Genomic DNA, 24,760 nt, shown 5'->3' on the forward strand with positions numbered 1-24,760 from the left:
AAAATCACGAGGAGATCAGACGATGGACGTTCGCGCCGCTGTTGCCGTTCAGGCTGGAAAACCGCTGGAAGTCATGACCGTGCAGCTGGAAGGCCCGCGGGCCGGCGAGGTTCTGGTCGAGGTCAAGGCGACCGGCATCTGCCACACCGACGATTTCACGCTGTCTGGCGCCGATCCGGAGGGCCTGTTTCCGGCAATCCTCGGCCATGAGGGTGCCGGCATCGTCGTCGATGTCGGCCCGGGCGTCACTTCGGTCAAGAAGGGCGACCACGTCATTCCGCTCTATACGCCGGAATGCCGTGAATGCTACTCCTGCCTGTCGCGCAAGACCAATCTCTGCACGGCGATCCGCGCCACCCAGGGCCAGGGCCTGATGCCGGACGGCACGAGCCGCTTTTCGATCGGCAAGGACAAGATCCATCACTACATGGGCTGCTCGACCTTTGCCAATTACACGGTGCTGCCCGAGATCGCCGTTGCCAAGGTCAATGCGGACGCCCCCTTCGACAAGATCTGCTACATCGGCTGCGGCGTCACCACCGGCATCGGCGCCGTCATCAACACCGCCAAGGTGGAGATCGGCGCAACGGCGATCGTCTTCGGCCTTGGCGGCATCGGCCTCAACGTTCTCCAGGGCCTGAAGCTTGCCGGTGCCGACATGATCATCGGTGTCGACATCAACAATGACCGCAAGGTGTGGGGCGAAAAGTTTGGCATGACGCATTTCGTCAATCCCAAGGAGGTCGGCGACGACATCGTGCCCTATCTCGTCAACATGACGAAGCGCGGCGCCGACCAGATCGGCGGCGCCGACTACACCTTCGACTGCACCGGCAACACCAAGGTGATGCGCCAGGCGCTCGAGGCTTCGCATCGCGGCTGGGGCAAGTCGGTCGTCATCGGGGTAGCCGGTGCCGGCCAGGAAATCTCCACCCGCCCGTTCCAGCTGGTCACCGGCCGCAGCTGGATGGGCACCGCCTTTGGCGGCGCGCGTGGCCGCACCGACGTGCCGAAGATCGTCGACTGGTACATGGAAGGCAAGATCGAGATCGATCCGATGATCACCCATACGATGCCGCTCGAAGACATCAACAAGGGCTTCGAACTCATGCATTCCGGTCAAAGCATCCGCGGCGTGGTGGTGTATTGATCTCGTGTCGGTATTGTAAAATCGATCTGGCATTGCAGCCGGCCGATTGATAGATACGGCTGCATTCCAGCGCTTGAGCCGCGCAGATGCATTCATTCTCGAATTGGAAAGGCGATATCAAATCTTTGCCGAAACCGGCTTCTCAGCGTACAGCGCTTTCCGAAAAATCCAAGCATCAGGATGTTCCCGTATCGGGACTACATCATCGTCTACGATCCGATGCCGGACGGCGCAGGCGTGGAACTGATCCGCATTCTCAATGCGGCGCGAGACTACCATCGCTATTTCGACGATTAGAAACGAACGACACATGCCGCAAATATATGTCGATGCAGACGCCTGCCCGGTGAAGCCGGAAATCCTGAAGGTTGCCGAACGCCACGGCATCGAGGTGACCTTCGTCGCCAATTCCGGCCTGCGGCCCTCACGTGATCCTATGGTCCGTAACGTCATCGTCTCCAGTGCCTTCGATGCCGCCGACAACTGGATTGCGGAACACGCAACCAACAGCGACGTTGTGGTGACTGCGGACGTGCCGCTCGCCGTGCGATGCGTTGCGGGTGGTTCACTGGTTTGCGGCCCCACCGGGCGCGTTTTCGACGACACAAATATCGGCATGGCGAGCGCCATGCGCGATCTCGGCGCGCACCTGCGGGAAACCGGCGAAAGCAAGGGCTACAATGCCGCCTTCAGCCCGAAGGACCGTTCGCGGTTCCTCGAAACCTTCGACCGGCTTTGCCGTCGCGCCAAGGCGGCAGCCCCAGGAACGGGAGATCAAAAATGAACATCATTTCCCAGGCGACTGCCTTCGGAGGCATGCAGGGCGTGTATTCGCACGAATCCGAAGCCTGCAAATGCGAGATGACCTTCGCAGTCTTTGCGCCGCCGAAGGCCATCAAGGAGCCCTGCCCGGTTCTCTGGTATCTTTCCGGGCTGACCTGCACGCACGCCAACGTCATGGAAAAAGGCGAATACCGGCGCATGGCGGCCGAGCTCGGCCTGATCATCGTCTGCCCGGACACAAGCCCACGCGGCAATGATATTCCCGACGAGCTCACCAACTGGCAGATGGGCAAAGGGGCGGGCTTCTATCTTGATGCCACCGAAGAGCCCTGGGCAGAAAACTATCGGATGTACACCTACATCACCGAGGAGCTGCCGGCCCTCCTCGCCCAGCAATTTCGCATCGACATGGGCCGCCAGGGCATCTTCGGCCATTCAATGGGCGGTCATGGGGCACTGACGATCGCATTGAGGAACCCGGACCGCTTCAGGAGCTGCTCAGCCTTCGCGCCGATCGTCGAGCCGTCGACCGCCGATTGGTCGGCGCCGGCATTCGAAAAGTACCTAGGTTCCGATCGTGCGGCCTGGCGCAAGTACGACGCATGCGCCTTGGTAAGCGACGGCGCACGCTTCCCGGAATTTCTGATCGATCAGGGTAAGGCTGACGGCTTCCTCGACAACGGCCTGAGGCCGTGGCTTTTCGAAGAGGCGATCAAGAACACGGATATCAAGCTCACGCTGCGGATGCATGAGCGCTACGACCACTCTTACTATTTCATCTCCACCTTCATGGATAATCACCTGACGTGGCACGCCGAGCGGCTTGGATAAGGAACGCAAGAAACGGTGGCATGGCAGGCATGCCAATTCCAACCTTGCAACGGCAGGCGAACCGCGCATATGCACCAACGCAGACGACTGCGGCGCCCGCTCCCCTGCGGGCGCAAAACGTCGCGGGGACGGCCTCGCTCTTTAAAAAGGAGAGTAAGATGGCTTGGTTTCTGCTGTTTCTTGCAGGTCTTTTTGAATGTGGCTGGGCGATCGGTTTGAAATACACCGATGGCTTCACGCGGCCCATGCCGACGGTCCTGACCGTCATTTCCATGGTGATCAGCATCGTGCTGCTCGGTCTGGCGGTCAAAACGCTGCCGATCGGCACGGCCTATGCGGTCTGGACCGGAATTGGCACCGTCGGAACGGTGCTGCTCGGCATCTGGCTGCTCGGCGACCCCGTCACCGCGGCCCGCCTCGGCTGCATCGCACTCATCATCGCCGGCATTGTCGGACTTAAGCTCACTGTATGAGAAGAATGCCGCAGGACGAACCCGCGGCATTCTTCTCAGGCGTTGCGCTTGTCGACCGAAAAGGCGCCTGCACCGGCGAAGACCAGGAACAGGAAGATGAAGCAGTAGAGGATCGCCGATTCGCCCTGATTGACGGCCGGGTAGAAACCCATCGGCACATGCTCCATGAAATAGGCAACAGCCATCTGGCCGCTCAGGATGAAAGCGATCGGACGTGTCAGGAAACCGACGAGAATTGCCAGCCCGCCGAAGAATTCCAGAAGCGCCGCCACGAGCATGAGCGGCGGAAGCGGGCCGCCCTCTCCTTGCGGGATCGGGAATTCAAACAACTTCATCGTGCCGTGCTCGATGAACAGAAGCGCAGTGATGATCCTAAGAGCGGCCAGCGCGTAGGGTTGATAGGCGCTGAGACGTTCGAAACCGGACATTTGGGCTCTCCCTTGAGATAAGACAGTCGAGCGTTAATTTCCCAAACGACAGGAAAGAATACACGGATCGGTGACGTGCGTTCACTTCCTGTTGATTTCGCTTGATTTTCACGATTCTCACACCTCAGAGCGGAATATTGTCATGCTTCTTCCAGGGATTCGAGAGATCCTTGTTGCGTAGCATCTTCAGACCGCGCGCCAGGCGGCGGCGCGTCGAATGCGGCATGATCACCTCGTCGATATAGCCGCGCTCGGCCGCGACAAAGGGCGACAGGAAGCGGTCCTCGTACATCTTTGTGTGTGCCGCTATCTTTTCCGGATCGGTGATGTCCTTACGGAAGATGATCTCGACTGCGCCCTTCGCACCCATCACTGCGATCTGCGCCGTCGGCCAGGCATAGTTGAGATCGCCGCGCAGATGCTTGGAGGCCATTACGTCGTAAGCCCCGCCGAACGCCTTGCGGGTGATGATTGTCAGCTTCGGCACGGTCGCCTCCGCATAGGCAAAAAGCAGCTTCGCCCCATGCTTGATGAGACCGCCATATTCCTGCGCCGTGCCCGGCAGAAAACCCGGAACATCGACGAAGGTGACGATCGGAATACTGAAGCAATCGCAAAAGCGCACGAAACGCGCGGCCTTGCGTGATGCATCGCTATCGAGCACGCCGGCAAGCACCATCGGCTGGTTCGCCACAAAGCCGACCGTCGAGCCCTCGACGCGCCCGAAACCGCAGACGATGTTCTTGGCGAAGCTTGCCTGAATCTCAAAAAAATCGCCATCGTCCGCAACCTTGTGGATCAGCTCCTTGATGTCATACGGCTTATTGGCATTGGCGGGGATGAGCGTGTCCAGCGATTGATCCCCATCCGTCACCGACTGGTAACATTCGATCTCCGGCACCGGCGAGGTGTTGGAAAGCGGCAGGAAATCGATGAGGCGGCGGACCTGCAGCAATGTGTCGACATCGTTGTCGTAAGCGCCGTCAGCGATTGAGGAACGCGTCGTGTGAACAAAGGCGCCGCCGAGTTCCTCGGAGGTCACGGTCTCGTTGGTGACGGTCTTGACGACATCCGGACCGGTCACGAACATGTAAGAGGTGTCGCGCACCATGAAGATGAAATCGGTCATCGCAGGCGAATAGACGTCGCCGCCGGCACATGGGCCCATGATCACGGAAATCTGCGGAATGACGCCGGAGGCGAGCACATTGCGCTGGAAGACTTCGGCATAGCCGCCGAGCGCAGCAACACCCTCCTGGATGCGCGCGCCGCCCGCATCATAGATGCCGACGATCGGCGCCCGATTTTTCAGCGCCATGTCCTGGACCTTCATGATCTTCTCGGCATGCGCCTCGGAAAGCGAGCCGCCGAACACCGTGAAATCCTTGGCGAAGACGAAGACGGTCCGGCCGTTGACGGTTCCCCAGCCCGTGACGACGCCGTCGCCGGCAATCCGGCTCTTGTCCATGCCGAAATCCGTCGAGCGATGCTCCACGAACATGTCGAACTCCTCGAAGAAGTTCTTCATCGAGGAAGAGGTCGATCCGTTCGCGTGCCGTCAGCTTGCCGCGCTTGTGCTGCGCTTCGATGCGCGCCTGGCCGCCCCCCTGCCGGGCAATCTCCCGGCGCCGCTCCAGCTCGTCGAGAACTTCCTTCATGAAATCTCCCCTCACCGCTCGATCGCGGCATGATCTTCAGCCGCGGCCAGTATTGAGCTTAAAGGCCGAGCGGACTCGCGCGGCGATATCCTCCGCTAGAATCTGATCCGCCATGGCCCGATCGTTGGCAGTGCTGGTCACCTCGAACGAGCTGACGGCGATGACCGAGCCCTCGTCGACGGACGCCGCATCGATATTGATCTTGGCGATATTCCTGTTTTTGTCGAAGCCTGTGACTTTCTGGAGGGAAGCGATGCGAATCGTCAGCACGACGCGCGGATAGACCTCGGTCCGAACCGTTGCATTGATTGCGGCATTGATGCGGTCGCCGATGCCTGAAAGCAGCTCGGGCGGCGTATTGGGACCGCCGAGAACCACGGCACTGCGGACATCGTAGATAGGAGCGGCGGGCTCATCGGAAGTCAGGCCCATGCAGGACGTCAGCAAGGCGCAGACCAGCCCCAGCTGACAAAAAAGCGACCTAAACCAATTCATGCTGAATTCCGCACCTCTCCCGCTCGGAGTCGCAGATTTCGCCATAATGGCTGCCAAAGCAATATGTTTCAGGCCTTTAGCGCCAAAAAAACCTCCGCCGCTGCCTTGAACTCCTCAAAGCGCTTGGCACGGCGCAGTTCGCCCTCCTCGTCGCTGCCCCAATGCTCGATCGTCCAATCCTCATCGAGATGGGCAAGCGACCAGACCTCGTCCATGGTCAGATGGCGCTCGGCGAACGCCAGCGCCAGAAGGGCCGACCCGGTTAGCGTCGTTATCGTGTGAAGGGAGGCAAGTGCCAACGCACTGTCGTGTCTGCGCAAAGTGACGTCGAAGGCTGCGATCGCTTCGCGCGGCTGCTCGTGATGCATCACGCCTTCGATCAGGATGAAGCGAGCGCCGAGATCATTCGCCGCCCAATCGAGAACCGGGTCCCACTGCCCGGTCTGGCGCTGCACCAGGAGTTCCGGTCCTTCGGCGCGGTAGCAGAGAAGATCGCTCGAGGAAAACCGCAGGATGTCTTCGAAGACGGCTTGCGTGTCCATCGCGACGCCGTCGAGCGCGGTATTGACGAGGCGTGTCACGGGCATGGTCGCCGGGTCAATCACTTCCGCCTGTGCATCCCACTCGGCGGCGAGGAGCGCGGCCAGAGCCTCTATCGGCACCGCCAGAACCTGTTTGGCGGGCGTGCGCACGACCTTGCCGTCAAGCTCGATCGCGAAGCCGTCATCCCGCTCGGCAACCGTAACGTTCTTGTAGAAGCGTTTCGGCAGCGGCCTTTTCATCTGGATCTGCGCGCGGCGGATCGGATCGGGGTGGCTCAGTCCTTCGGAAAGGTCGTTCAGCAGGTCGCGCATGGCGTCACCTCAAAAATGGTCAAGCACGTCATTGGGATGGTAGGCGACAGTATCGGCGCCGGCGGCAATCAGGTCGTCAACGCTGGCATAACCCCAAGATACACCAATTGCCTTTGCGCCTGCAGCCCTTGCCATCTGCATATCGTAGACAGCGTCGCCGATGACAATGGCATCAGCGGCCTTCATGCCGGCTTCGTCGCAGCATTCGGTTACCATGGCCGGATGCGGCTTCGACGGACAATCGTCGGCCGTCCGCGAGACGATGAAATGCGGCGTGAAACCGTGTGTTTCGAGGACATTGACAAGCCCGCGGCGCGACTTTCCGGTGACGGCGCCGATCAGGATGTCTTCCCGTGCGGCAAGCCTGTCTATCATCGCCTTTATCCCGGCGAAAAGGGGCACATCCATGCCGGGCTCGTGCCTGACATCCGTGTAGATCGACTTGTAGTGAGCCGTCATGGCGATCGCCTCGTCATCGACATGCAGCTTGCCCTGCATGCGGGCAATCGCGATGTCGAGCGTCAGACCGATGATCGATTTAGTGCTGGAAAGATCCGGCCGTGAATGACCGAATTGAACGAAGGTTCTGGCCATCACCTCATGGATCAGGGCAGCACTGTCGACCAACGTGCCGTCGCAATCGAAGAGAATAAGCTTCATTCGTCAATCCTTTCCGCACCGGCAAGATCTAGGCCAAGAAGGTTCCAGGTCTGCACCATATGCGGCGGCAGCGGCGCTGTGATGCGCAGGCGTCCGCCTGAAGGATGCGGGATGTCGATATGACGGGCATGCAGGTGCAGCCGCTTCTGGATGCCGCCGGGAAAGTCCCAGTTCGGGTCGTCGATGAAGTATTTTGGATCGCCAATGATCGGATGGCCGATATGCAGCGCATGAACACGAAGCTGATGCGTACGGCCGGTGTATGGCTCCATCTCGAGCCAGGCCAGGTTTTGCGCCGCCGTTTCGATCACGCGGTAGTAGGACACGGCATGATCCGCACCCTCCTCGCCGTGCTTGGCAATGCGCATGCGATCGCCGTCGGCAGTCGCTTCCTTGACGAGCCATGTGGAGATCTTGTCCTCGTGCTTGCGTGGCACGCCCTTCACCAACGACCAGTAGGTCTTCTTGGTGTCGCGTTCGCGAAAGGCAGCCGTCAGCTTCTGAGCGGCACCACGTGTGCGGGCAATGACGAGCACGCCCGATGTGTCGCGGTCAAGCCGGTGCACGAGCCGCGGCTTCTCGCCCTTCGGGCTCGTCCAGGCCTCCAGCATCTGGTCGATATGCCGGGTCAGGCCGGAACCGCCCTGCACGGCAAGTCCGGCGGGCTTGTTGAGCACGATCACCTTGTCGTCCTCATGCAGCACCATACGCTGAAGAAGTTCGTGATCGCTGGAATGCTTCAGATCCTTCCCGGCGATCGGACCGCTCTTGACCTTCGCATCGACATCGAGCGGCGGCACGCGAACCATCTGGCCCGGCTGCACGCGCGCGTCGGTCTTTACGCGTCCACCGTCAACGCGGACCTGGCCCGAACGCAGGAGCTTCTGAAGCTGGCCGAAGCCGAGGCCAGGGAAATGGATCTTGAACCACCGGTCGAGCCGCATTCCCGCCTCGTCGGCATCCACCTTGATATGTTCGATTCCGGCCATTCTTGTTCTTTCGGAAAATCTTGGGCGCGCCATGCGCGGCTGTTGCCGGTGGCTTTAGAGCATTTTTCTCCGCGCGGAAACTGCCTTTCAGATCAAAGCACGCACAAGCGCGAGCCCAGCCATGACAGAGGCAATCGAAAGCCCGACGCTTGCGGCGACGTAGAGTCCGCCGGCGACTGCCTCGCCCCGCTCGAAAAGCGAGATCGCATCCAGAGAAAAGGCTGAAAAGGTCGTAAAGCCGCCGAGGAAGCCGGTGATGAGCAGCAGGCGCATCTCGACGGAGGCATTGAACCGGCGCGCGATCATTTCGGCAAAAACGCCAATGGCGAAACAGCCAACGACGTTGACAATCAGCGTGCCCCAAGGAAACCCAGGCCCCAGGAGCCGCAGCGACCATTGGCCGACATAATATCTCAAAAGCGAGCCGATAGCGCCGCCGGCGCCGACAAGAAGAGCCTGGATCATCGTTCTGGTTTACCTGACGAATTGACCGTTTCCAATTGGATGGGAAGAAATCCTACCCTTCATTAAAATGCGAATGATTTCCTTAGCCGCGCACGAACCGGCGATGTGTATCAAACGTCCTATGACACAGGTCGTCACCATATCCGCGAGCACGGCCGCCGCCGCTTTCGAAACGCTGAGGATTGCTCCCCGCGTGCCGACGAGCATGGCGGCAAAGGACGCGCGCCGGATCGCAGACCGCCAGCTCAAGGGCCGACATGACCAGGAGCTGAGCGAAACGGCAAGCTTCATTCAGTCCACCGAAGTGGCGCTCGACCTGATGGCCAAGGGCAACAAGCAGCCGCAGGCAGGATTGCAGCAGGCATTGAAATCCTACGAGGATTTTTGAGTTTCTTTCCTTGGAAAGCAAACGGCCCGCGGCGACTGCCGCAGGCCTGTTGCTGGTTATTTGCCCTGGGCAGAGAGAACCTTCAACGTCACGTCGATCTTGCCCGCCTTCTCAAAGGCGAGCGTCACCGGCACGCTCTCACCCTGCTTGAAAGGCGCCTTCACCTTCTGGAACATCAGATGCAGGCCGCCAGGCGCTAGCTTGACCGTCCCGCCCGCCGGAATGACAATTCCATCCTTCAGTTCACGCATCTTCATGACATTGTTCTGCATGGCCATTTCGTGCATCTGAACTTCGCCCGCGGTTGGCGAGGAAACGACGACGAGCTTGTCGTCGGTCTTGCCGTTATTCTTGACAGTAAAGAAGCCGCCGCCGACCGGCTGGCCGGGCAGCATTGCCTTCGTAAAGGCGCCGGAAATTTCGAGGTCGCCGAGTGTTGCAGTGCCGCCTGCTGCAGCATTCATGTCCATCCCGGCCATGTCGCCATGGTCATGGCCATTGTCGCCACCTTCAACGACCTTCAGCAACGGCGCCGGGCTCTTAAGCCTATGGGGATCGCCGCCATCGGTTGCGAGCTGGTCCCATGCCTCGGCCGCATCGCCGCAAAGCTGCTTCACCGGAAAGGCCAGCGATGTTCCGGCATCCACGCCCGAAACCTTGCCCTGGATCACGAAGGTATCGTAAAAATCGTCCGAGAGGTTGCCGCCTTTCCAGCGGATTTCGACTGCGCCGGATTTCACCTTGGTGCCGTGATTGTCGTAGGTCTTCTGATAGTCGCCCTTGATCACTTCAAGTTCCCAGCCGGCCTTCGGCTGCGGCTTGGCGAATACAAAGCCTTCCGGCAGCTTCACCTGCACTTCGTTGGTGGGCTTGCCGTCACAGCCATGCGGCACCTGCAGCGTTGCCAGGAACGTCTTTTCCTGTGGGGCTTCGGGATCAAGAAAGGTGACATGCGCCCGCGCTGCCGTGAATGCGACTGCGAAAACCAGAGCCGCAGCGCTGAGTGTCTTGATTGTCTTCATCGGGTATCTCCTCGCCGGCTGCAGCTCGCAATGGCTGGCGCACCGGCATTGTCGTGTCATTTCGGTGGTGGCTGGAGATCAGGCCAGAACCGGCGGTGCCCTGGACTTCGGCCGTTCGACAGCGTGCACCCCGATGGGGCTGTCGGCAACAACCGGGGGGTTATGCAGCGTCGCGAACTCGAGATGCAGCCAGGAGCCGTTATCGGGCACCGGCAGGATGACGAAAGCCGTAAGCCGGCAGACGTCGCAATTCGGCTTCAGAGGGGCCGTCTTGCCGCTGCTGTCCGGAGCGGTCACGCAAAGCGAGGCGTGGGTGCCGTCCGGCAGGACGTATGCGGCGCTATTATACTCCGCGTCCGCCGCAGCCGCCTGCGGCGCCTGATGCGCAAGGCCAAGCATAAGCAAGCTCAGCGCGCAGAGAATGCGCGTCAGCATGCCAGCGTTTCGGCCCGTTTTCATCATCTGGATCCTCTTTAGCGGATTTCGCGATTAAGCACTTTATCCGAAAAAAGCAAAAGCCCATTTGACGCAGTTCAACACTTTGTCGAAAGTCGGCGCGACAAAAATTTGTTCGGCGGCGACATTCCCCCTTGCCAAGAGCCTGCTGCGCCGGATAATTGCCGCAACCCTGTTGGGAGAATCCGGTCTACAGACGGCCGGTGCCGAAGGAGCAACCGCCCCGGAAACTCTCAGGCCAAAGGACCAGCAAGGGGCAGACGGAACTCTGGAGAGAAGCGTTCTCGAAACGCTCGCCGAAGGGATAACAATCTCAGGCACAGGGACAGAGGGGGCTCGAAAGCAAGGCGTAGCCGCGCCTTCAGATTGAGCCCGCGCATGGAATTCCACGCGCAAACCCCGGAGGCGTCGTTGGACGATACTGCTGCCCTCAAGAAAACTCCGCTACACGCGCTGCATCTTTCGCTCGGTGCCCGCATGGTGCCTTTCGCAGGCTACGAGATGCCCGTTCAGTATTCGGCCGGCGTGCTGAAGGAACACCTGCAGACGCGCGCCGGCGCCGGCCTCTTCGACGTCTCCCACATGGGTCAGGTCGTCGTGAGGGCGAAGTCCGGCAGATACGAAGATGCCGCCCTCGCACTCGAAAGCCTCGTGCCCGTCGACATTCTCGGCCTCGCCGAAGGCCGCCAGCGCTACGGCTTCTTCACCGACGAAAACGGCGGCATCCTCGACGACTTGATGATCACCCATCTCGACGACCATCTCTTCGTCGTCGTCAACGCCGCCTGCAAGGAGGCCGATGTCGCGCACATGCAAAAGCATATCGGCGACCGCTGCGACATAACCCTTCTCGACCGCGCGTTAGTCGCGCTGCAAGGTCCGCGCGCCGTCAACGTGCTGGCCGAACTCTGGGCGGATGTCGCGGCGATGAAGTTCATGGACGTGCGCCACTGCCGCTTGCACGACATCTCCTGTCTCGTCTCCCGCTCCGGCTACAGCGGCGAGGACGGCTTCGAGATCTCCGTACCCGCTAACAAGGCGGAGGATGTCGCCGGGCGGTTGCTCGAACATCCCGATGCGCAGCCGATCGGCCTCGGCGCCCGCGATTCGCTGCGTCTGGAGGCCGGACTCTGCCTCTATGGCAACGACATCGACGCCACCACAACGCCGGTCGAGGCGGGGCTCGAATGGGCGATGCAGAAGGCCCGCAGGACGGGCGGAGCGCGCGCGGGGAACTTTCCGGGTGCAGCACGCATTCTCGGCGAACTCGACAATGGTGCCGCACGCCGCCGCGTCGGCCTGAAGCCGGAAGGCAAGGCGCCGGTGCGCGGCCATTCCAAGCTCTATGCGGATGCCGAAGGCAAGACCGAGATCGGCGAAGTCACTTCGGGCGGCTTCGGCCCGAGTGTCGAAGGCCCGGTTGCCATGGGCTATGTGCCGGTTTCGCACGCCTCCGTTGGAACCCAAATTTACGCTGAGGTACGCGGCAAGTATCTCCCCGCTACGGTCGCCGCCCTGCCCTTCATCACGCCGACCTACAAACGCTAAGATATTTCCAAAGAGGAACAAAACCATGCTGAAATTTACCGAAGAACATGAATGGCTGAAGCTCGAAGATGGCGTGGCGACGGTCGGCATTACGAATTATGCAGTCGAACAGCTCGGCGACCTCGTTTTCGTCGAATTGCCGGAAGTGGGCGCGACCTTTTCCAAGAATGACGATGCGGCCACCGTCGAATCCGTGAAGGCTGCCTCGGAAGTCTATTGTCCGCTCGATGGCGAGATCACCGAAGTCAACGAAGCGATCACTGCCGATCCGTCGCTGGTCAATTCCGACCCGCAGGGCGCCGGCTGGTTCTTCAAGCTGAAGCTCAAGAATCCGGCCGATGCCCGATGGCCTGCTTGACGAAGCGGCCTATAAGGAGCTCACCGCGTAATGACGACGCCGACAGAATTCCAGTTTACCGACTACCAGCCCTACGACTTCGCCAACCGCCGCCATATCGGCCCGTCGCCGGCCGAAATGAGCGACATGTTGAAGGTCGTCGGCTACAACAGCCTCGACAGCCTCATCGAGGCGACCGTGCCGCCTGCGATCCGCCAGAAGGCGGCGCTTGCCTGGGGCGCGCCGATGACGGAGCGCGAGGCGCTCGACAAGCTGCGCGAGACCGCCAACAAGAACAAGGTCCTCGTTTCCCTGATCGGCCAAGGCTATTACGGCACCATCACGCCGCCGGTCATCCAGCGCACCATCCTCGAAAATCCGGCCTGGTACACGGCCTACACGCCTTACCAGCCGGAGATCAGTCAGGGTCGTCTGGAAGCGCTCTTGAACTACCAGACGATGATCTGCGACCTGACCGGTCTCGACGTCGCCAACGCTTCGCTTCTCGACGAAGCGACCGCTGCTGCCGAAGGCATGGCGATTGCCGAGCGCGTCGCGAAGTCTAAGGCCAAGGCCTTCTTCGTCGATGCCGCCTGCCATCCGCAGACGATCGCGCTCATCCAGACCCGCGCCGAACCGCTCGGCTGGACCGTCATCGTCGGTGACCCCTTCAAGGATCTCGATCCGGTGGACGTCTTCGGCGCCATCTTCCAGTATCCGGGCACGCACGGCCACGTGCATGATTTCACCGGCCTGATCTCCCGCCTGCACCAGACGGGCGCGATCGCCATCGTCGCGGCCGATATCCTCGCGCTGACGCTTCTGAAGTCGCCGGGCGAAATGGGCGCCGATATTGCGATCGGCTCGTCGCAGCGCTTCGGCGTTCCGGTCGGCTACGGCGGGCCACATGCCGCCTATATGTCGGTCAAGGATGCGCACAAGCGCTCCATGCCCGGCCGTCTCGTCGGCGTCTCGGTCGACGCCCGCGGCAATCGCGCCTACCGGCTGTCGCTGCAGACCCGCGAACAGCATATCCGCCGCGAAAAGGCGACGTCGAACATCTGCACCGCGCAGGTGCTGCTCGCCGTCATGGCCTCGATGTATGCGGTTTTCCACGGTCCCAAGGGCATCAAGGCGATCGCCCAGCAGGTCCACCAGAAGGCCGTGCTGATGGCTAAAGGCCTAGAAAAGCTAGGCTACAGGATAGAGCCCGAAACCTTCTTCGACACACTCACTGTCGATGTCGGCCACATGCAGGGCCTCATCCTGCGCGCGGCCGTCGCCGAGGGTATCAACCTGCGCAAGGTTGGCACGACCAAGATCGGCATGAGCCTCGATGAGCGCACGCGCCCCGCGACGCTCGAAGCCGCCTGGCGCGCCTTCGGCGGCAATTTCGCCGTCGCCGATTTCGAGCCAGGCTACCGCCTGCCGAAGGATCTGCTGCGCACCAGCGAATATCTGACGCATCCGATCTTCCACATGAACCGCGCCGAAAGCGAAATGACCCGCTACATCCGCCGGCTCTCCGACCGCGACCTCGCGCTCGACCGCGCGATGATCCCGCTCGGCTCCTGCACCATGAAGCTGAACGCCACGGCGGAAATGCTGCCTATCACCTGGCCGGAGTTTTCGGATATCCATCCTTATGCTCCGACCGATCAGGCGCTCGGCTACCGCGAAATGATCGACGATCTGACGGAAAAACTCTGCGCCGTGACCGGCTATGACGCCTTCTCCATGCAGCCAAATTCCGGCGCGCAGGGCGAATATGCCGGCCTGCTCACGATCCGCAACTACCATATCGCCAACGGCAACGGCCATCGCGACGTCTGCCTGATCCCGACCTCGGCGCACGGCACCAACCCCGCCTCCGCGCAGATGGCCGGCATGAAGGTCGTCGTCGTCAAGGTTCGCGGGAACGGCGACATCGACATGGACGACTTCCGCGCCAAGGCGGAGGAGCATGCGGAAAATCTCTCCTGCTGCATGATAACCTATCCTTCGACCCATGGCGTGTTCGAGGAAACGGTGAAGGAGATCTGCGATCTCGTGCACAAGCACGGCGGCCAGGTCTATCTCGACGGCGCCAACATGAACGCCATGGTCGGCTTGTCGCGTCCCGGTGACATTGGTTCCGACGTCAGCCACCTCAACCTGCACAAGACCTTCTGCATCCCGCATGGCGGCGGCGGTCCCGGCATGGGCCCGATCGGCGTCAAGGCCCATCTGGCGCCTCATCTGCCCGGCCACCCGGAAACGGACGGACGCTCAGGCGCCGTCTCGGCAGCGGCCTTCGGCTCGGCCTCGATCCTGCCGATCTCCTGGAGCTATGTGCTGATGATGGGTGGCGAAGGCCTGACGCAGGCAACCAAGGTTGCGATCCTCAACGCCAACTACATCGCCGCCCGCCTGAAGGGCGCCTACGGGGTGCTCTACAAGTCCGAGAGCGGCCGCGTCGCGCATGAATGCATCATCGACACGCGTCCGCTGGCCGACAGCGCAGGCGTCACGGTCGACGACATCGCCAAGCGCCTGATCGACTGCGGCTTCCATGCCCCGACCATGAGCTGGCCGGTCGCCGGCACACTGATGATCGAGCCGACCGAGTCCGAAACCAAGGCCGAGCTCGACCGCTTCTGCGAGGCAATGCTGGCGATCCGCGAGGAAGCCCGCGCCATCGAGGAAGGCCGCATGGACAAAGTCAACAACCCGCTGAAGAACGCCCCGCACACGGTGGAAGACCTCGTCGGCGAATGGGACCGCCCCTACAGCCGCGAACAAGCCTGCTTCCCGCCCGGGGCCTTCCGTGTCGACAAATACTGGTCCCCGGTCAACCGCGTCGACAATGTGTACGGGGACAGGAACCTCGTTTGCACCTGCCCGCCGGTGGAGAGCTACGCAGAGGCGGCGGAGTAGAAGGGGTCGGGCAAAGCCCGAGCCGATCGATCCGGTGAATCGATTGCAGCGATGAATGCCCCGAGCCTGAAGCGGGGGCTGGAAGGCTCCTCGTCGGAGGGGCCTTCGGCCCTAAGATCAAGGATCGTGCGTGTAAGAAACGGCGGGGGCGGCTCAGACCTCTGGCTGCCGGCTCAGGGAACGATGCCGCGACAGGCCCAGGCAACATTTGCGAACGACCTTGGGCCATCGGACCGGCCCGCCTCGTATGCGTCGCGTACGGCAGCATCGATGCGCGCCCGCTCAGCGGCGTCGAGCGTCGCCACATATTTGCCAAGAGGCCCTTCGCCTGCGGCAATAGGTGCCCAGTAATCATTAAAGTTCTGGTACTCCATGCGGATCACCAGCTGGGTTTCGGTCACGTCCAGCAGACCCTGCTCGACAAAAGTCCGCTTCATTTCGCCAGGCTCCATCATCGGCTGAAAGCAATAGCGATTGCGCAGCTGCCGCCCGGTCTCGCTGAGTGCCGCCACGGTGTCGACCATCATTCGCATGCCGGGCATGCCGCCGAGATGATCCCAGACAGCTGCGGCGACTACCCCGCCCGGACGCACGACGCGGTGCATCTCTCCAACGGCCCGCCCGGCCTCGGGCACGAAATGAAGAACGAGCAGTGCGAGCGCGCGGTCGAAGCCTCCGTCTTCGAAAGGCAAAGAGCAAGCGTCCGCCTGCCCGATCTTGATGCGCGGGTCGATGTTGCGCCGAATTGCCTCCTCGACGAAGACTGGCGAATAGTCGACGGCAGCGATCTCGCTGAGATCAGCGGCCTTGGCAAGGGCAAATGTCAGGCTGCCCGTGCCGCAACCGACATCAAGTACCTTCTCACCATCGGCAAGGCCCGCAAACTCGATGAATGGCGACGCGAGCTTTTGGCTCCAGCGTCCCATGAGCTGCTCGTAGCCGGCCGCGTTGTGAACGTTAAAGCTTGAGGACATCGAAAGCTCCATCAGCCAGAGGCATGGCAGTTAAAACTGAGCACTTGGCAGGGCGCCAACCGGTCATGAGCAATGGCCATATTGCGCCGAAAAAAGCTTAGAGCAAAGGCCGTCGCCTAGGCGTTTCCCGCGACAAACCTCTGCACCCTGGCCAAATCCTCCGGCGTCGCGACTACTGATCAGCATCAAGCGCAACTGACCGGCACCCCTAACTCTCTACGCGAGCAGCAGCCGCGCGGCAAAGCCGAGAACGACGGTGCCGAAGGCAATGATCAGGCCCCCGGAAATGCGGCGGATCAGCAGCGTGAGATCGCGTGAAATCCTGTCGCGGGCGAGATTCACCGCCGCGCTCAGCGCCGTCCACCACACCATGGCCCCGAAGAACACGCCGGTGACGATCGATGCCACCTCGGTGACGGTTTTGCCATCGACCAAGCCAAGGCCAGCAAAGAGGCCCCCGAAGGACAGAAGCGCGCCGGGGTTGGAAATCGCCAGCAGAAAGGTCGAGGCGATCGTGCGCAAGAGATCACGCGCACCGACCTGCAAGGCACCGGCGGGCGGCGTCATGAGATCTCGGATGCCGAGAAAGATCAGAAGTGCACCGCCGGCCGCCGCAATCGGCAGCGAATAGTCATCGACGATATCCGAAACCATCGCGAGACCGGCGGCTGCGACCAGCGCGTAACACGCATCGCCAAGCGCTGCCCCAATGCCGATGGCTGCGCCCGATCCGAAACCACGATGAAGGCTGCGGTTGATGCAGAGCGTCGCGATCGGCCCCGGCGGCGCTGTGACGATGAGGCCGAGAAGCGCGCCTTTGGCAAAGAGCAGTAGCAGCGTTTCGATGATCATAAGGTAGAAACTGTTTCGCTGCTGAAAGGGACAAATCAAAATAACAAAGCCGCCATTGCTGGCGGCTTTCGGTTTCGGCCCCGAAGAATTCAGTGCGCGGCAGGCACCACCGCGTCGCCGCGCGCGGCAAGCGCCGCGAGATCGGCAGGCTTAAGCTCGACGGATTCGCCGCAGCCGCAGGCCGATGTCTGGTTCGGGTTCGTGAAGGTGAAGCCCGAGCGCAGCGTCGTGGTCTCGAAGTCCATTTCCGTGCCGAGCAGATAGAGGACCGCAGAGGGCTCCACCCAGACCTTGGCGCCGTCGCGCTCGATCAGGTCGTCCTTGGCATTGGGTTCGCTCACCAGCTCGATGGTATATTCCATCCCGGCGCAGCCGCCTTTCTTGATGCCGACGCGGATGCCCTTGGCGTCCGGCCCGGAATTTTCAACGATTGCCTTTACGCGCGCCGCGGCGGTGCCGGTCATGCTCATCACTGCAAAGCCCATCGGCTCATTCTCCTTCCACACCGGGGTCAAGATCCGGCGCTTCATCTCTTTAATTTAGGCAGTTATGCCTAATGCTTCAATCCCTTAATCAAACGCGAAATTCGTCTTACGCCTTTTCATTGATGTATGTCCTCTCATCGCAAGGCGTTCGGGATCAGCCTTGCTCCCATCATGCCCAATGAAAAGTCGGCCGCCTGACCCTCAATACCAGCCGACGGCCACCTGCGCCTCTTCCGACATGCGGTCCGGCGTCCACGGCGGATCGAAGGTCATTGCGACCTCGACGCCGGATACGCCTTCGACGGCGCCGACGGCATTCTCGACCCAACCCGGCATTTCGCCGGCAACCGGGCAGCCTGGCGCCGTCAGCGTCATGACGATCTTCACCATCCGGTCGTCTTCGATGTCGATCTTGTAGATCAGACCGAGTTCAAAGATGTCGGCGGGAATTTCCGGATCGTAGACGGTTTTCAGCGCCCCGATGACGTCGTCGCTGAGGCGCGCCAGTTCATCGGCAGGAATGCTCGAATGCACGATGCCCTCGCGCACGTCGGTCTTCTGTTCGCTCTCGTCCAGGCTCATACGGACACTCCTCAAGCAAAGAACTTGCGCGCATATTCCAGCGCGTCAGCCAAGGCATCGACCTCGGCACGTGTATTGTACATGCCGAAGGATGCACGGCATGTGGCGGTGACGCCGAAGCGTTTCAAGAGCGGCATGGCGCAATGCGTGCCGGCACGCACCGCAACGCCCTGCCGGTCGATGACCATCGAAACGTCGTGAGCGTGAAGACCGGCGAGTTCGAACGCAAAGATGCTGCCTTTACCGGGTGCCGTTCCGAAGACGCGCAGCGAGTTGATCGACCGCAGGCGCTCGCCAGCATAGGCCGTCAGTTCGGCTTCATGACGCGAAATCGCCTCGCGGCCGACCTTCTCCATATAGTCCAGCGCATAACCGAGGCCGATCGCCTGAACGATCGGCGGCGTCCCGGCTTCGAAGCGATGCGGCGGGTCGTTGTAGGTGACCGCATCCTCGGTCACCTCGAAGATCATCTCGCCGCCACCCTGGAATGGACGCATCTCGCGAAGCCGGTCCTTCTTGCCGTAGAGCACGCCGATTCCCGAGGGACCGTAGAGCTTGTGGCCGGTCATGACGTACCAGTCGCAGTCGATATCCTGGACATCGACCGGCAGGTGCACGGCACCCTGCGAACCGTCGATCAAGACCGGAATGCCGCGCTCATGAGCAATACGGCAAACTTCCTTGACCGGAACGATCGTGCCGAGCGCATTCGACATATGCGTGATCGCGACAAGCTTGGTGCGCTCCGTCAGGCTCTTCTCGAAGTGCTCGATATGAAAGGCACCTTCGTCGTCCACCGGCACCCAGACCAGCTTGGCGCCCTGCCGTTCGCGGATGAAATGCCAAGGGACGATGTTGGAGTGGTGCTCCATGATCGAGACGACGATCTCGTCGCCCTCGCCGATCTTCGGCATTCCCCAGCCATGCGCGACCGTATTGATCGCCTCCGTCGAGGATTTCGTGAAGACAATGTCGTCGACCGACGGCGCATTCAGGAAACTGCGCACCTTTTCGCGCGCGCCTTCATAGGCTTCGGTTGCGGCATTGGAGAGGTAATGCAGGCCGCGGTGCACATTCGCATACTCGTTCGAATAGGTCCGCGAGATGGCGTCGATGACGGCCTGCGGCTTCTGTGCGGACGCGCCGTTGTCGAGATAGACCAGTGGCTTACCATAAACCTCCCGCGCAAGGATCGGAAAATCCTTGCGGATGGCTTCGACGTCGTAGGTGGCTGCCGGTACTATCTTGTCCATGGCGCTTATCCGATCAGGCGTGCTTTTCGAGCCAGGCCGAGATGACGCCTTCCAGCGCCTCGACCAGGGATTCGTCTTCAAGTTCTTCGACGATCTCCGCAACAAAGGCATTGACGAGCATCGCGCGGGCCTTGTTCTCCGGAACGCCGCGCGCCATCATATAGAAGAGATGATTGTCATCGATGTCGGTAACGGTCGCACCGTGGCCGCACTGGACGTCGTCGGCGAAGATTTCAAGCTCCGGCTTTGTCGAGAAGTCGGCATCGTCCGACATCAGCAGCGTGTTGCAGGACATCTTCGCATCGGTCTTCTGCGCGTCAGGCGCAACCCGGATCATGCCCTGGAAGACCCCCTTGGCGCGGTCGAAGACGACGTTGCGGATGATCTCCGTCGAACCGGTGTGCGGAACGTTGTGGCCAAGCACCATCGTCACGTCGGTATGCGTATCGCCGCCGAGCAGGTTGATGCCTCGGAGCGTCAGGTCCGCACCCTCGCCCGTCACCTTGATATGCATTTCCTGGCGCACCAGCTTGCCGCCAGCGTTGATGACAAAGAGCTTCAGCTTGGCATTGGCGCCGAGATCGATACGGATCTGGCCGAGATGCGTATCCTCGCGGCCCTGCTGCTGCAGGATGATCCAGATAAGTTCCGTGCCCTCGCCGATCGTGATGTCACTGACATGGGACACGAATGCCGCATCCCCGGTCACCGATAGGTGACGCTCGATCACGGTCGCCTTGACGTTTTCGCCGAAGGACACCGGCAGGCGCGTATGGATCTGGCCGCCGGCGTGAACGACGTCGATCTCCAGCGGCTTTTGGAACTCGGTCTTTGCAGGGATGTCGACGACATAGCCGTCGCGCACGAAGCTGCCATTGATGCGGCCGACGGCGTCATCCGCGCCGAGCGCGCCAAGCGCGGCGGCAGCCGAACCGTCGATCAGGCGCTGCGCGTAGCTGGAAATTTCGAGGTCGCCCGCCCTTGCGCTAGGATCCGCATGGCCCTGCACGATCGAAAGAACCGAAGAACCTTCGATCAACGGCTCGATCTCTTTCGACGCGGCGTCCCCGGCAGTGGCCGGCACCTCGCGCAGCAGGTTCTTGAGGTCGGTATAGTGCCAGGCCTCGATCCTCCGTGTCGGCAGGCCGCCCTTCTTCAGGTCGTCGAGCAGCCGGTCGCGGGTCGCCGTCACGGCGCCGTCGCCCGGCAGTTCGCCGAATTGATTGTTGAAAGCCTCAACGAGCGCCGCTTCCGCGGCAGTCAGGCGGCTCGTCGTCTGCATGTTCATGAGACCCGTCCTTTCCGCCTGAATCAGGCTGCCGCTCCGATGATGTCGGCGTATCCGTTGGCTTCGAGCTCATACGCCAGCGTCTTGTCGCCCGACTTGATCACCTGGCCCTTGTAGAGGACGTGAACCGTGTCCGGAACGATGTAATCGAGCAGGCGCTGGTAATGGGTGATGACGACCACCGCGCGATCCGGCGAGCGCAGTGCGTTGACGCCATCGGCAACGATCTTCAGCGCGTCGATGTCGAGGCCGGAATCGGTCTCGTCGAGCACGCAAAGCTGCGGCTGAAGCAGCGCCATCTGCAGGATCTCGGCGCGCTTCTTCTCGCCGCCGGAGAAGCCGACGTTCAGCGGACGCTTCAGCATCTCGGTATTGATCTGCAGCTTGCCGGCCGCGTCCTTGACGAGGCGCATGAAATCCGGCGTCTTCAGCTCTTCTTCGCCTCGCGCCTTGCGCTGCTCGTTCATCGCGACCTTCAAGAACTGCATGGTGGCGACACCCGGGATCTCAACCGGATACTGGAAGGCGAGGAAAATGCCCTTGGCGGCGCGCTCGGCAGCGTCGAGCTCGAGGATGCTCTCGCCGTTGTAAAGAATGTCGCCTTCGGTCACTTCATAGTCTTCGCGACCCGCGAGAATATAGGAGAGCGTCGACTTGCCAGAGCCGTTCGGCCCCATGATGGCAGCGACTTCGCCGGCCTTCACCGTAAGGTCCAAGCCGCGGATGATTTCGGTGCCGTCTTCGGCGATGCAGGCGTGCAGGTTTCTGATTTCAAGCATGGTTATGTCCCATAAAAAGCAATCGTAGAAAGGCGCGCCGCGCGCGCCATTGCGTAGTCGTTTCGTTTGGCGTTAGCCCACGCTGCCTTCGAGCGAGATGCTGATCAGCTTCTGCGCCTCGACGGCGAACTCCATCGGCAGTTCCTGCAGGACTTCCTTGACGAAGCCGTTGACGATCAGCGCAATCGCCGCTTCTTCCGGGATGCCCCGCTGCAGGCAATAGAAGAGCTGATCTTCGGAGATCTTCGAGGTCGTCGCCTCGTGCTCGAAATGTGCCGTCGAATTCTTTGCCTCGATGTAGGGCACCGTATGCGCGCCGCACTTGTCGCCGATCAGCAACGAGTCGCACTGCGTGAAGTTGCGCGCGTTTTCGAGGCCTTGCGGTGGGCCGACACCTGACCGCGATAGGTGTTGTTGCGACACGCCGGCGGCAATACCCTTGGAAATGATGCGGCTCGAGGTGTTTTTGCCGAGATGGATCATCTTGGTACCGCTGTCGACCTGCTGATGGCCGTTGGACACGGCAATCGAATAGAACTCGCCGCGGCTATCGTCGCCGCGCAGGATGACAGGACGGGTACTTCCAGGTGATGGCGGAGCCGGTCTCGACCTGCGTCCACGAGATCTTCGAATCGGTCGCCGCGGCAATCGCCGCGCTTGGTGACGAAGTTGTAGATGCCGCCCTTGCCCTGGGCATCGCCCGGATACCAATTCTGGACGGTGGAATACTTGATTTCGGCATCGTCCAGCGCGATCAGTTCGACGACGGCGGCGTGCAACTGGTTTTCGTCACGCTGTGGCGCCGTGCAGCCTTCGAGGTAGGACACATAGGCGCCTTCCTCGGCGATGATCAGCGTGCGCTCGAACTGGCCGGTATTCTTCTCGTTGATGCGGAAATAGGTGGAAAGCTCCATCGGGCAGCGCACGCCCTTCGGCACGATAGACGAAGGAGCCATCCGTGAAGACGGCCGAGTTCAGCGTCGCGTAGTAATTGTCCGAGTCTGCGGAACGACCGGAGCCGAGATACTTCTGCACGAGTTCGGGATGCTCTCGGATCGCTTCGGAGATCGACATGAAGATCACGCCGGCCTTCTGTCAGCTCTTCCTTGAAGGTCGTACACGAGACGCTGTCGAACACGGAATCGAACGCACGCGCCGATTTAAACGTTGTCACTGGCTTCTCGATCTTCGCGCTTGCTCAACCTTGCGACACCGGCAAGGATTTCCTGCTCGCGCAGCGGGATGCCCAGCTTCTCGTAGACCTTCAGCAGTTCCGGATCGACTTCAGCCAGCGACGACGGGCCGGATGTGCTCTTCGGACGCAGCGTAATAAGTGGATTTCATTGAAGTCGATCTTCGGATAGTCGACCCGAGCCCAAGTGGGCTCGTCCATCGTCAGCCAGCGCTTGTATGCTTCAAGGCGCCATTCGAGCATCCATTCAGGCTCATCGCTTCTTGGCGGAGATGAAACGAATGATCTCTTCGGACAGGCCCTTGGGTGCCTTGTCCATCTCGATGATGGTTTCGAAAGCCGTATTTGTACTGGTCCACGTCGATCTGGCGGACGCGTTCAACCGTATCTTGGACGGCGGGCATGTCGTTCTCCAATCTTGCCGGGTAAAGGTCCGGCAGCTTGTCTTGGGGCAATATTCCTTACCCCGTATGTAGGTGGCCAAAAGGCGCTTTTCAGCCCGATTGGCAAGCGGAAATTTGCATTTCCGCGATTTAGTGAGGCCGTTAGGCCACCTCTCCGGCCGGCCTGCACCGCCCGGCTATCTTCGCAAAGGCGGCGACCGCCCCGTCGATTTCCTCTTCCGTCGTCGCAAAACCGAGCGAGATGCGCAGCGCGCCCATTTTCGGGTCCTCGCCCATGGCCACAAGCACATGGCTTTCGCCGACCTTGCCGGACGAGCAGGCGGAGCCCGCCGAAAGCGCAACGCCTTCGAGATCGAAGGCGATCTGGCCGGTCTCGGCCTTGAGGCCCGGAAGCGTGAAGAAGCTCGTATTCGATACCCGCGGCCCGTCCGCGCCATAAATCAGTAAACCGGGCGCTGCGCGCCGCATTCCGGCCTCAAGACGGGTCGCGAAGCCTTTCAAATCTGCTATTGCGCTCGTCGAACTCGGCAAGTGCCGCGGCTGCGGAGGCACCGAAGCCAATGATGGCGGCGGAATTCTCAGTCCCCGAACGGTGACCTTTTTCCTGGCCACCACCGCGGATCAGCGGCCTCGGCATCAGCGCCTCACCGCGCGAAACAAGCGCACCGGCGCCTTTCGGCCCGCCGAGCTTGTGTGAGGACACGATCAAAAAATCGGCACCGGAGCTCGTCGATGTCGAGCTTCAGGCGTCCTGCTGCCTGCACCGCATCCACGACGAGAAGTCCGCCATACGTCTGTACGATCTTGGCGGCTTCGCGGACCGGCTGGACGATACCCGTCTCGTTGTTGACGAGCATGATCGCCACCATCGGCAAGCCCGAGGCCCTGTCGTGGCCCGCAAGCAATCTCTCCAGCGCTGCCAGATCCACGACACCTGCGGACGTGACCGGAATCTCAGTCGTCTTTCAGCAGGAAAGCGCCCGCCTTCTCGCACGGCCGGATGCTCGATCGCCGAATAGTAGAGATGGTCGATCGCAAGCGGCGTGCGCCCCATGCGGAAATCCGGCGTCAGCACCATATTGGCCGCTTCCGTCGCGCCGCTGGTAAAAATCACATGTGCCGGTTCGGCCGCGGTCAGCGCCGCGATCTGGCGGCGCGCACCCTCGATCGCAGCGCGTACGGCGCGGCCTTCGCCGTGAACAGAGTTCGGATTTCCAAACAGAGCAAGCGCGCTTAGAACCGCCTCGCGCGCTGCGGGATGCAGCGGCGATGTCGCGTTCCAATCAAGATAAAGGCGGGGCGGCGCCATGCTCTTTTGTCCTGCGCTTGATCCTGCTAGGCTGCCACGGTTCATTTTCCTTGAAATTTCCGCCGGGCTTGCCTTATGACACGTCCACGATGCGTGGATCGCATGCAAGTTTCGAATTGTTCTAAACTGCGTTTTAGAAAAGCTGACAACGTTCGTCAAGTCTAAGCAGCAGGAACGCGAAAATAAAAA

Annotated in this window: 25 protein-coding genes, 4 pseudogenes and 1 riboswitch; of the genes and pseudogenes, 9 read left to right on the forward strand and 20 right to left on the reverse strand. The window is 61.1% G+C overall.

Annotation, left to right across the window (positions count from 1 at the left end):
* Positions 1 to 22: 22 nt before the first annotated feature.
* From ACW4PC_RS06170 to sugE, 5 genes are all read left to right on the forward strand, one after another.
* Positions 23 to 1,150 (forward strand): S-(hydroxymethyl)glutathione dehydrogenase/class III alcohol dehydrogenase, encoded by a 1,128-nt coding sequence (locus ACW4PC_RS06170; RefSeq protein WP_455873177.1) that lies wholly within the window; start codon positions 23 to 25, stop codon positions 1,148 to 1,150.
* 114 nt (positions 1,151 to 1,264) lie between these two features.
* The gene (locus tag ACW4PC_RS06175; RefSeq protein ID WP_455873619.1) at positions 1,265 to 1,447 is read left to right on the forward strand and encodes a hypothetical protein; all 183 of its coding nucleotides are present in this window, start codon (positions 1,265 to 1,267) and stop codon (positions 1,445 to 1,447) included.
* A 13-nt stretch (positions 1,448 to 1,460) separates the two neighbouring features.
* Complete coding sequence (locus ACW4PC_RS06180) at positions 1,461 to 1,934, forward strand: YaiI/YqxD family protein (protein WP_455873178.1); 474 nt, start codon at positions 1,461 to 1,463, stop codon at positions 1,932 to 1,934.
* The gene (gene fghA / locus ACW4PC_RS06185; RefSeq protein WP_455873179.1) at positions 1,931 to 2,764 is read left to right on the forward strand and encodes an S-formylglutathione hydrolase; all 834 of its coding nucleotides are present in this window, start codon (positions 1,931 to 1,933) and stop codon (positions 2,762 to 2,764) included. Before ACW4PC_RS06180 ends, fghA begins: the two co-directional genes overlap by 4 nt.
* Before the next feature lie 158 nt (positions 2,765 to 2,922).
* Positions 2,923 to 3,237 carry a quaternary ammonium compound efflux SMR transporter SugE gene (gene sugE, locus ACW4PC_RS06190; protein ID WP_074068251.1) on the forward strand — a complete coding sequence of 105 codons (315 nt, stop codon included), beginning with the start codon at positions 2,923 to 2,925 and terminating at the stop codon, positions 3,235 to 3,237.
* Positions 3,238 to 3,272: 35 nt separating this feature from the next.
* On the opposite strand, the gene ACW4PC_RS06195 is transcribed toward sugE, so the two are convergent.
* From ACW4PC_RS06195 to crcB, 7 genes and pseudogenes are all read right to left on the reverse strand, one after another.
* On the reverse strand, positions 3,273 to 3,665 hold the full coding sequence (locus ACW4PC_RS06195; RefSeq protein ID WP_455873180.1) for a DoxX family protein: 393 nt from the start codon (positions 3,663 to 3,665) through the stop codon (positions 3,273 to 3,275).
* Positions 3,666 to 3,789: 124 nt separating this feature from the next.
* Positions 3,790 to 5,323 (reverse strand): annotated as a pseudogene (locus ACW4PC_RS06200) (acyl-CoA carboxylase subunit beta).
* Between the two features lie 36 nt (positions 5,324 to 5,359).
* On the reverse strand, positions 5,360 to 5,818 hold the full coding sequence (locus ACW4PC_RS06205) for a hypothetical protein (protein ID WP_455873181.1): 459 nt from the start codon (positions 5,816 to 5,818) through the stop codon (positions 5,360 to 5,362).
* Positions 5,819 to 5,886: 68 nt separating this feature from the next.
* A complete protein-coding gene (locus ACW4PC_RS06210) occupies positions 5,887 to 6,672 on the reverse strand; it encodes an ATP12 family chaperone protein (RefSeq protein ID WP_455873182.1) in 786 nt (261 codons plus the stop codon).
* 9 nt (positions 6,673 to 6,681) lie between these two features.
* Positions 6,682 to 7,332 carry an HAD-IA family hydrolase gene (locus ACW4PC_RS06215; protein ID WP_455873183.1) on the reverse strand — a complete coding sequence of 217 codons (651 nt, stop codon included), beginning with the start codon at positions 7,330 to 7,332 and terminating at the stop codon, positions 6,682 to 6,684.
* Positions 7,329 to 8,321: an RluA family pseudouridine synthase gene (locus ACW4PC_RS06220; RefSeq protein WP_455873184.1), complete on the reverse strand. Its 993-nt coding sequence runs from the start codon at positions 8,319 to 8,321 to the stop codon at positions 7,329 to 7,331. Before ACW4PC_RS06220 ends, ACW4PC_RS06215 begins: the two co-directional genes overlap by 4 nt.
* An 87-nt stretch (positions 8,322 to 8,408) precedes the next feature.
* Positions 8,409 to 8,786 (reverse strand): fluoride efflux transporter CrcB, encoded by a 378-nt coding sequence (gene crcB / locus ACW4PC_RS06225; RefSeq protein WP_074068262.1) that lies wholly within the window; start codon positions 8,784 to 8,786, stop codon positions 8,409 to 8,411.
* A 121-nt stretch (positions 8,787 to 8,907) separates the two neighbouring features.
* On the opposite strand from crcB, the gene ACW4PC_RS06230 reads away from it, so the two are divergent.
* Positions 8,908 to 9,174 carry a hypothetical protein gene (locus ACW4PC_RS06230; protein WP_455873620.1) on the forward strand — a complete coding sequence of 89 codons (267 nt, stop codon included), beginning with the start codon at positions 8,908 to 8,910 and terminating at the stop codon, positions 9,172 to 9,174.
* A 56-nt stretch (positions 9,175 to 9,230) separates the two neighbouring features.
* Here ACW4PC_RS06230 and ACW4PC_RS06235 read toward each other — a convergent pair whose 3' ends face one another.
* Entirely contained in the window at positions 9,231 to 10,196 is a 966-nt protein-coding gene (locus ACW4PC_RS06235; RefSeq protein WP_455873185.1) for a copper chaperone PCu(A)C, read from the reverse strand.
* Positions 10,197 to 10,274: 78 nt separating this feature from the next.
* Entirely contained in the window at positions 10,275 to 10,658 is a 384-nt protein-coding gene (locus tag ACW4PC_RS06240; RefSeq protein ID WP_455873186.1) for a hypothetical protein, read from the reverse strand.
* Positions 10,659 to 10,818: 160 nt separating this feature from the next.
* Positions 10,819 to 10,911, forward strand: a riboswitch (glycine riboswitch).
* A gap of 152 nt (positions 10,912 to 11,063) precedes the next feature.
* Here ACW4PC_RS06240 and gcvT point away from each other — a divergent pair.
* The 3 genes and pseudogenes from gcvT to gcvP all read left to right on the forward strand — a co-directional run bounded on the left by gcvT (position 11,064) and on the right by gcvP (position 15,453).
* Positions 11,064 to 12,200 carry a glycine cleavage system aminomethyltransferase GcvT gene (gene gcvT, locus ACW4PC_RS06245; RefSeq protein ID WP_455873187.1) on the forward strand — a complete coding sequence of 379 codons (1,137 nt, stop codon included), beginning with the start codon at positions 11,064 to 11,066 and terminating at the stop codon, positions 12,198 to 12,200.
* 25 nt (positions 12,201 to 12,225) lie between these two features.
* Positions 12,226 to 12,589 (forward strand): annotated as a pseudogene (gcvH, locus tag ACW4PC_RS06250) (glycine cleavage system protein GcvH).
* A complete protein-coding gene (gene gcvP, locus ACW4PC_RS06255; RefSeq protein WP_455873188.1) occupies positions 12,589 to 15,453 on the forward strand; it encodes an aminomethyl-transferring glycine dehydrogenase in 2,865 nt (954 codons plus the stop codon). The pseudogene gcvH and the gene gcvP overlap by 1 nt, the downstream one beginning before the upstream one ends.
* 173 nt (positions 15,454 to 15,626) lie before the next feature.
* Here gcvP and ACW4PC_RS06260 read toward each other — a convergent pair whose 3' ends face one another.
* The 11 genes and pseudogenes from ACW4PC_RS06260 to ACW4PC_RS06310 form a co-directional block, all read right to left on the reverse strand.
* The gene (locus tag ACW4PC_RS06260; RefSeq protein WP_455873189.1) at positions 15,627 to 16,427 is read right to left on the reverse strand and encodes a class I SAM-dependent methyltransferase; all 801 of its coding nucleotides are present in this window, start codon (positions 16,425 to 16,427) and stop codon (positions 15,627 to 15,629) included.
* A gap of 216 nt (positions 16,428 to 16,643) precedes the next feature.
* On the reverse strand, positions 16,644 to 17,279 hold the full coding sequence (locus ACW4PC_RS06265) for a LysE family translocator (RefSeq protein WP_455873190.1): 636 nt from the start codon (positions 17,277 to 17,279) through the stop codon (positions 16,644 to 16,646).
* An 89-nt stretch (positions 17,280 to 17,368) separates the two neighbouring features.
* A complete protein-coding gene (gene sufA / locus ACW4PC_RS06270; RefSeq protein WP_039846772.1) occupies positions 17,369 to 17,764 on the reverse strand; it encodes a Fe-S cluster assembly scaffold SufA in 396 nt (131 codons plus the stop codon).
* A gap of 201 nt (positions 17,765 to 17,965) precedes the next feature.
* A complete protein-coding gene (locus tag ACW4PC_RS06275; protein WP_027512444.1) occupies positions 17,966 to 18,346 on the reverse strand; it encodes an SUF system Fe-S cluster assembly protein in 381 nt (126 codons plus the stop codon).
* A gap of 11 nt (positions 18,347 to 18,357) precedes the next feature.
* Positions 18,358 to 19,599: a cysteine desulfurase gene (locus ACW4PC_RS06280; protein WP_455873191.1), complete on the reverse strand. Its 1,242-nt coding sequence runs from the start codon at positions 19,597 to 19,599 to the stop codon at positions 18,358 to 18,360.
* 13 nt (positions 19,600 to 19,612) lie between these two features.
* Complete coding sequence (gene sufD / locus ACW4PC_RS06285; protein ID WP_455873192.1) at positions 19,613 to 20,887, reverse strand: Fe-S cluster assembly protein SufD; 1,275 nt, start codon at positions 20,885 to 20,887, stop codon at positions 19,613 to 19,615.
* A 23-nt stretch (positions 20,888 to 20,910) separates the two neighbouring features.
* Positions 20,911 to 21,666: a Fe-S cluster assembly ATPase SufC gene (sufC, locus tag ACW4PC_RS06290; protein ID WP_455873193.1), complete on the reverse strand. Its 756-nt coding sequence runs from the start codon at positions 21,664 to 21,666 to the stop codon at positions 20,911 to 20,913.
* A 72-nt stretch (positions 21,667 to 21,738) separates the two neighbouring features.
* A complete protein-coding gene (locus ACW4PC_RS06295; RefSeq protein ID WP_455873194.1) occupies positions 21,739 to 22,188 on the reverse strand; it encodes a SufD family Fe-S cluster assembly protein in 450 nt (149 codons plus the stop codon).
* On the reverse strand, positions 22,146 to 22,622 hold the full coding sequence (locus ACW4PC_RS06300) for a SufD family Fe-S cluster assembly protein (RefSeq protein ID WP_455873195.1): 477 nt from the start codon (positions 22,620 to 22,622) through the stop codon (positions 22,146 to 22,148). Before ACW4PC_RS06300 ends, ACW4PC_RS06295 begins: the two co-directional genes overlap by 43 nt.
* Positions 22,623 to 22,650: 28 nt before the next feature.
* Positions 22,651 to 22,740, reverse strand: a pseudogene (locus tag ACW4PC_RS06305) (hypothetical protein); the annotation flags it as partial.
* Between the two features lie 663 nt (positions 22,741 to 23,403).
* Positions 23,404 to 24,571, reverse strand: a pseudogene (locus ACW4PC_RS06310) (cysteine desulfurase family protein).
* Between the last annotated feature and the right edge of the window lie 189 nt (positions 24,572 to 24,760).

This window comes from Rhizobium yanglingense (assembly GCF_977109285.1).

Coding starts and splice junctions, on each gene's coding strand:
- ACW4PC_RS06300 (WP_455873195.1), bottom strand. CDS start 22,622: ATGGCTCCTTCGTCTATCGTGCCGAAGGGCGTGCGCTGCCCGATGGAG.
- ACW4PC_RS06275 (WP_027512444.1), bottom strand. CDS start 18,346: ATGAGCCTGGACGAGAGCGAACAGAAGACCGACGTGCGCGAGGGCATC.
- ACW4PC_RS06220 (WP_455873184.1), bottom strand. CDS start 8,321: ATGGCCGGAATCGAACATATCAAGGTGGATGCCGACGAGGCGGGAATG.
- sugE (WP_074068251.1), top strand. CDS start 2,923: ATGGCTTGGTTTCTGCTGTTTCTTGCAGGTCTTTTTGAATGTGGCTGG.
- ACW4PC_RS06280 (WP_455873191.1), bottom strand. CDS start 19,599: ATGGACAAGATAGTACCGGCAGCCACCTACGACGTCGAAGCCATCCGC.
- ACW4PC_RS06265 (WP_455873190.1), bottom strand. CDS start 17,279: ATGATCATCGAAACGCTGCTACTGCTCTTTGCCAAAGGCGCGCTTCTC.
- gcvP (WP_455873188.1), top strand. CDS start 12,589: ATGACGACGCCGACAGAATTCCAGTTTACCGACTACCAGCCCTACGAC.
- ACW4PC_RS06195 (WP_455873180.1), bottom strand. CDS start 3,665: ATGTCCGGTTTCGAACGTCTCAGCGCCTATCAACCCTACGCGCTGGCC.
- ACW4PC_RS06170 (WP_455873177.1), top strand. CDS start 23: ATGGACGTTCGCGCCGCTGTTGCCGTTCAGGCTGGAAAACCGCTGGAA.
- ACW4PC_RS06210 (WP_455873182.1), bottom strand. CDS start 6,672: ATGCGCGACCTGCTGAACGACCTTTCCGAAGGACTGAGCCACCCCGAT.
- ACW4PC_RS06180 (WP_455873178.1), top strand. CDS start 1,461: ATGCCGCAAATATATGTCGATGCAGACGCCTGCCCGGTGAAGCCGGAA.
- sufD (WP_455873192.1), bottom strand. CDS start 20,887: ATGAACATGCAGACGACGAGCCGCCTGACTGCCGCGGAAGCGGCGCTC.
- ACW4PC_RS06235 (WP_455873185.1), bottom strand. CDS start 10,196: ATGAAGACAATCAAGACACTCAGCGCTGCGGCTCTGGTTTTCGCAGTC.
- ACW4PC_RS06215 (WP_455873183.1), bottom strand. CDS start 7,332: ATGAAGCTTATTCTCTTCGATTGCGACGGCACGTTGGTCGACAGTGCT.
- ACW4PC_RS06240 (WP_455873186.1), bottom strand. CDS start 10,658: ATGATGAAAACGGGCCGAAACGCTGGCATGCTGACGCGCATTCTCTGC.
- ACW4PC_RS06230 (WP_455873620.1), top strand. CDS start 8,908: ATGACACAGGTCGTCACCATATCCGCGAGCACGGCCGCCGCCGCTTTC.
- ACW4PC_RS06205 (WP_455873181.1), bottom strand. CDS start 5,818: ATGAATTGGTTTAGGTCGCTTTTTTGTCAGCTGGGGCTGGTCTGCGCC.
- crcB (WP_074068262.1), bottom strand. CDS start 8,786: ATGATCCAGGCTCTTCTTGTCGGCGCCGGCGGCGCTATCGGCTCGCTT.
- sufA (WP_039846772.1), bottom strand. CDS start 17,764: ATGGGCTTTGCAGTGATGAGCATGACCGGCACCGCCGCGGCGCGCGTA.
- fghA (WP_455873179.1), top strand. CDS start 1,931: ATGAACATCATTTCCCAGGCGACTGCCTTCGGAGGCATGCAGGGCGTG.
- sufC (WP_455873193.1), bottom strand. CDS start 21,666: ATGCTTGAAATCAGAAACCTGCACGCCTGCATCGCCGAAGACGGCACC.
- ACW4PC_RS06260 (WP_455873189.1), bottom strand. CDS start 16,427: ATGTCCTCAAGCTTTAACGTTCACAACGCGGCCGGCTACGAGCAGCTC.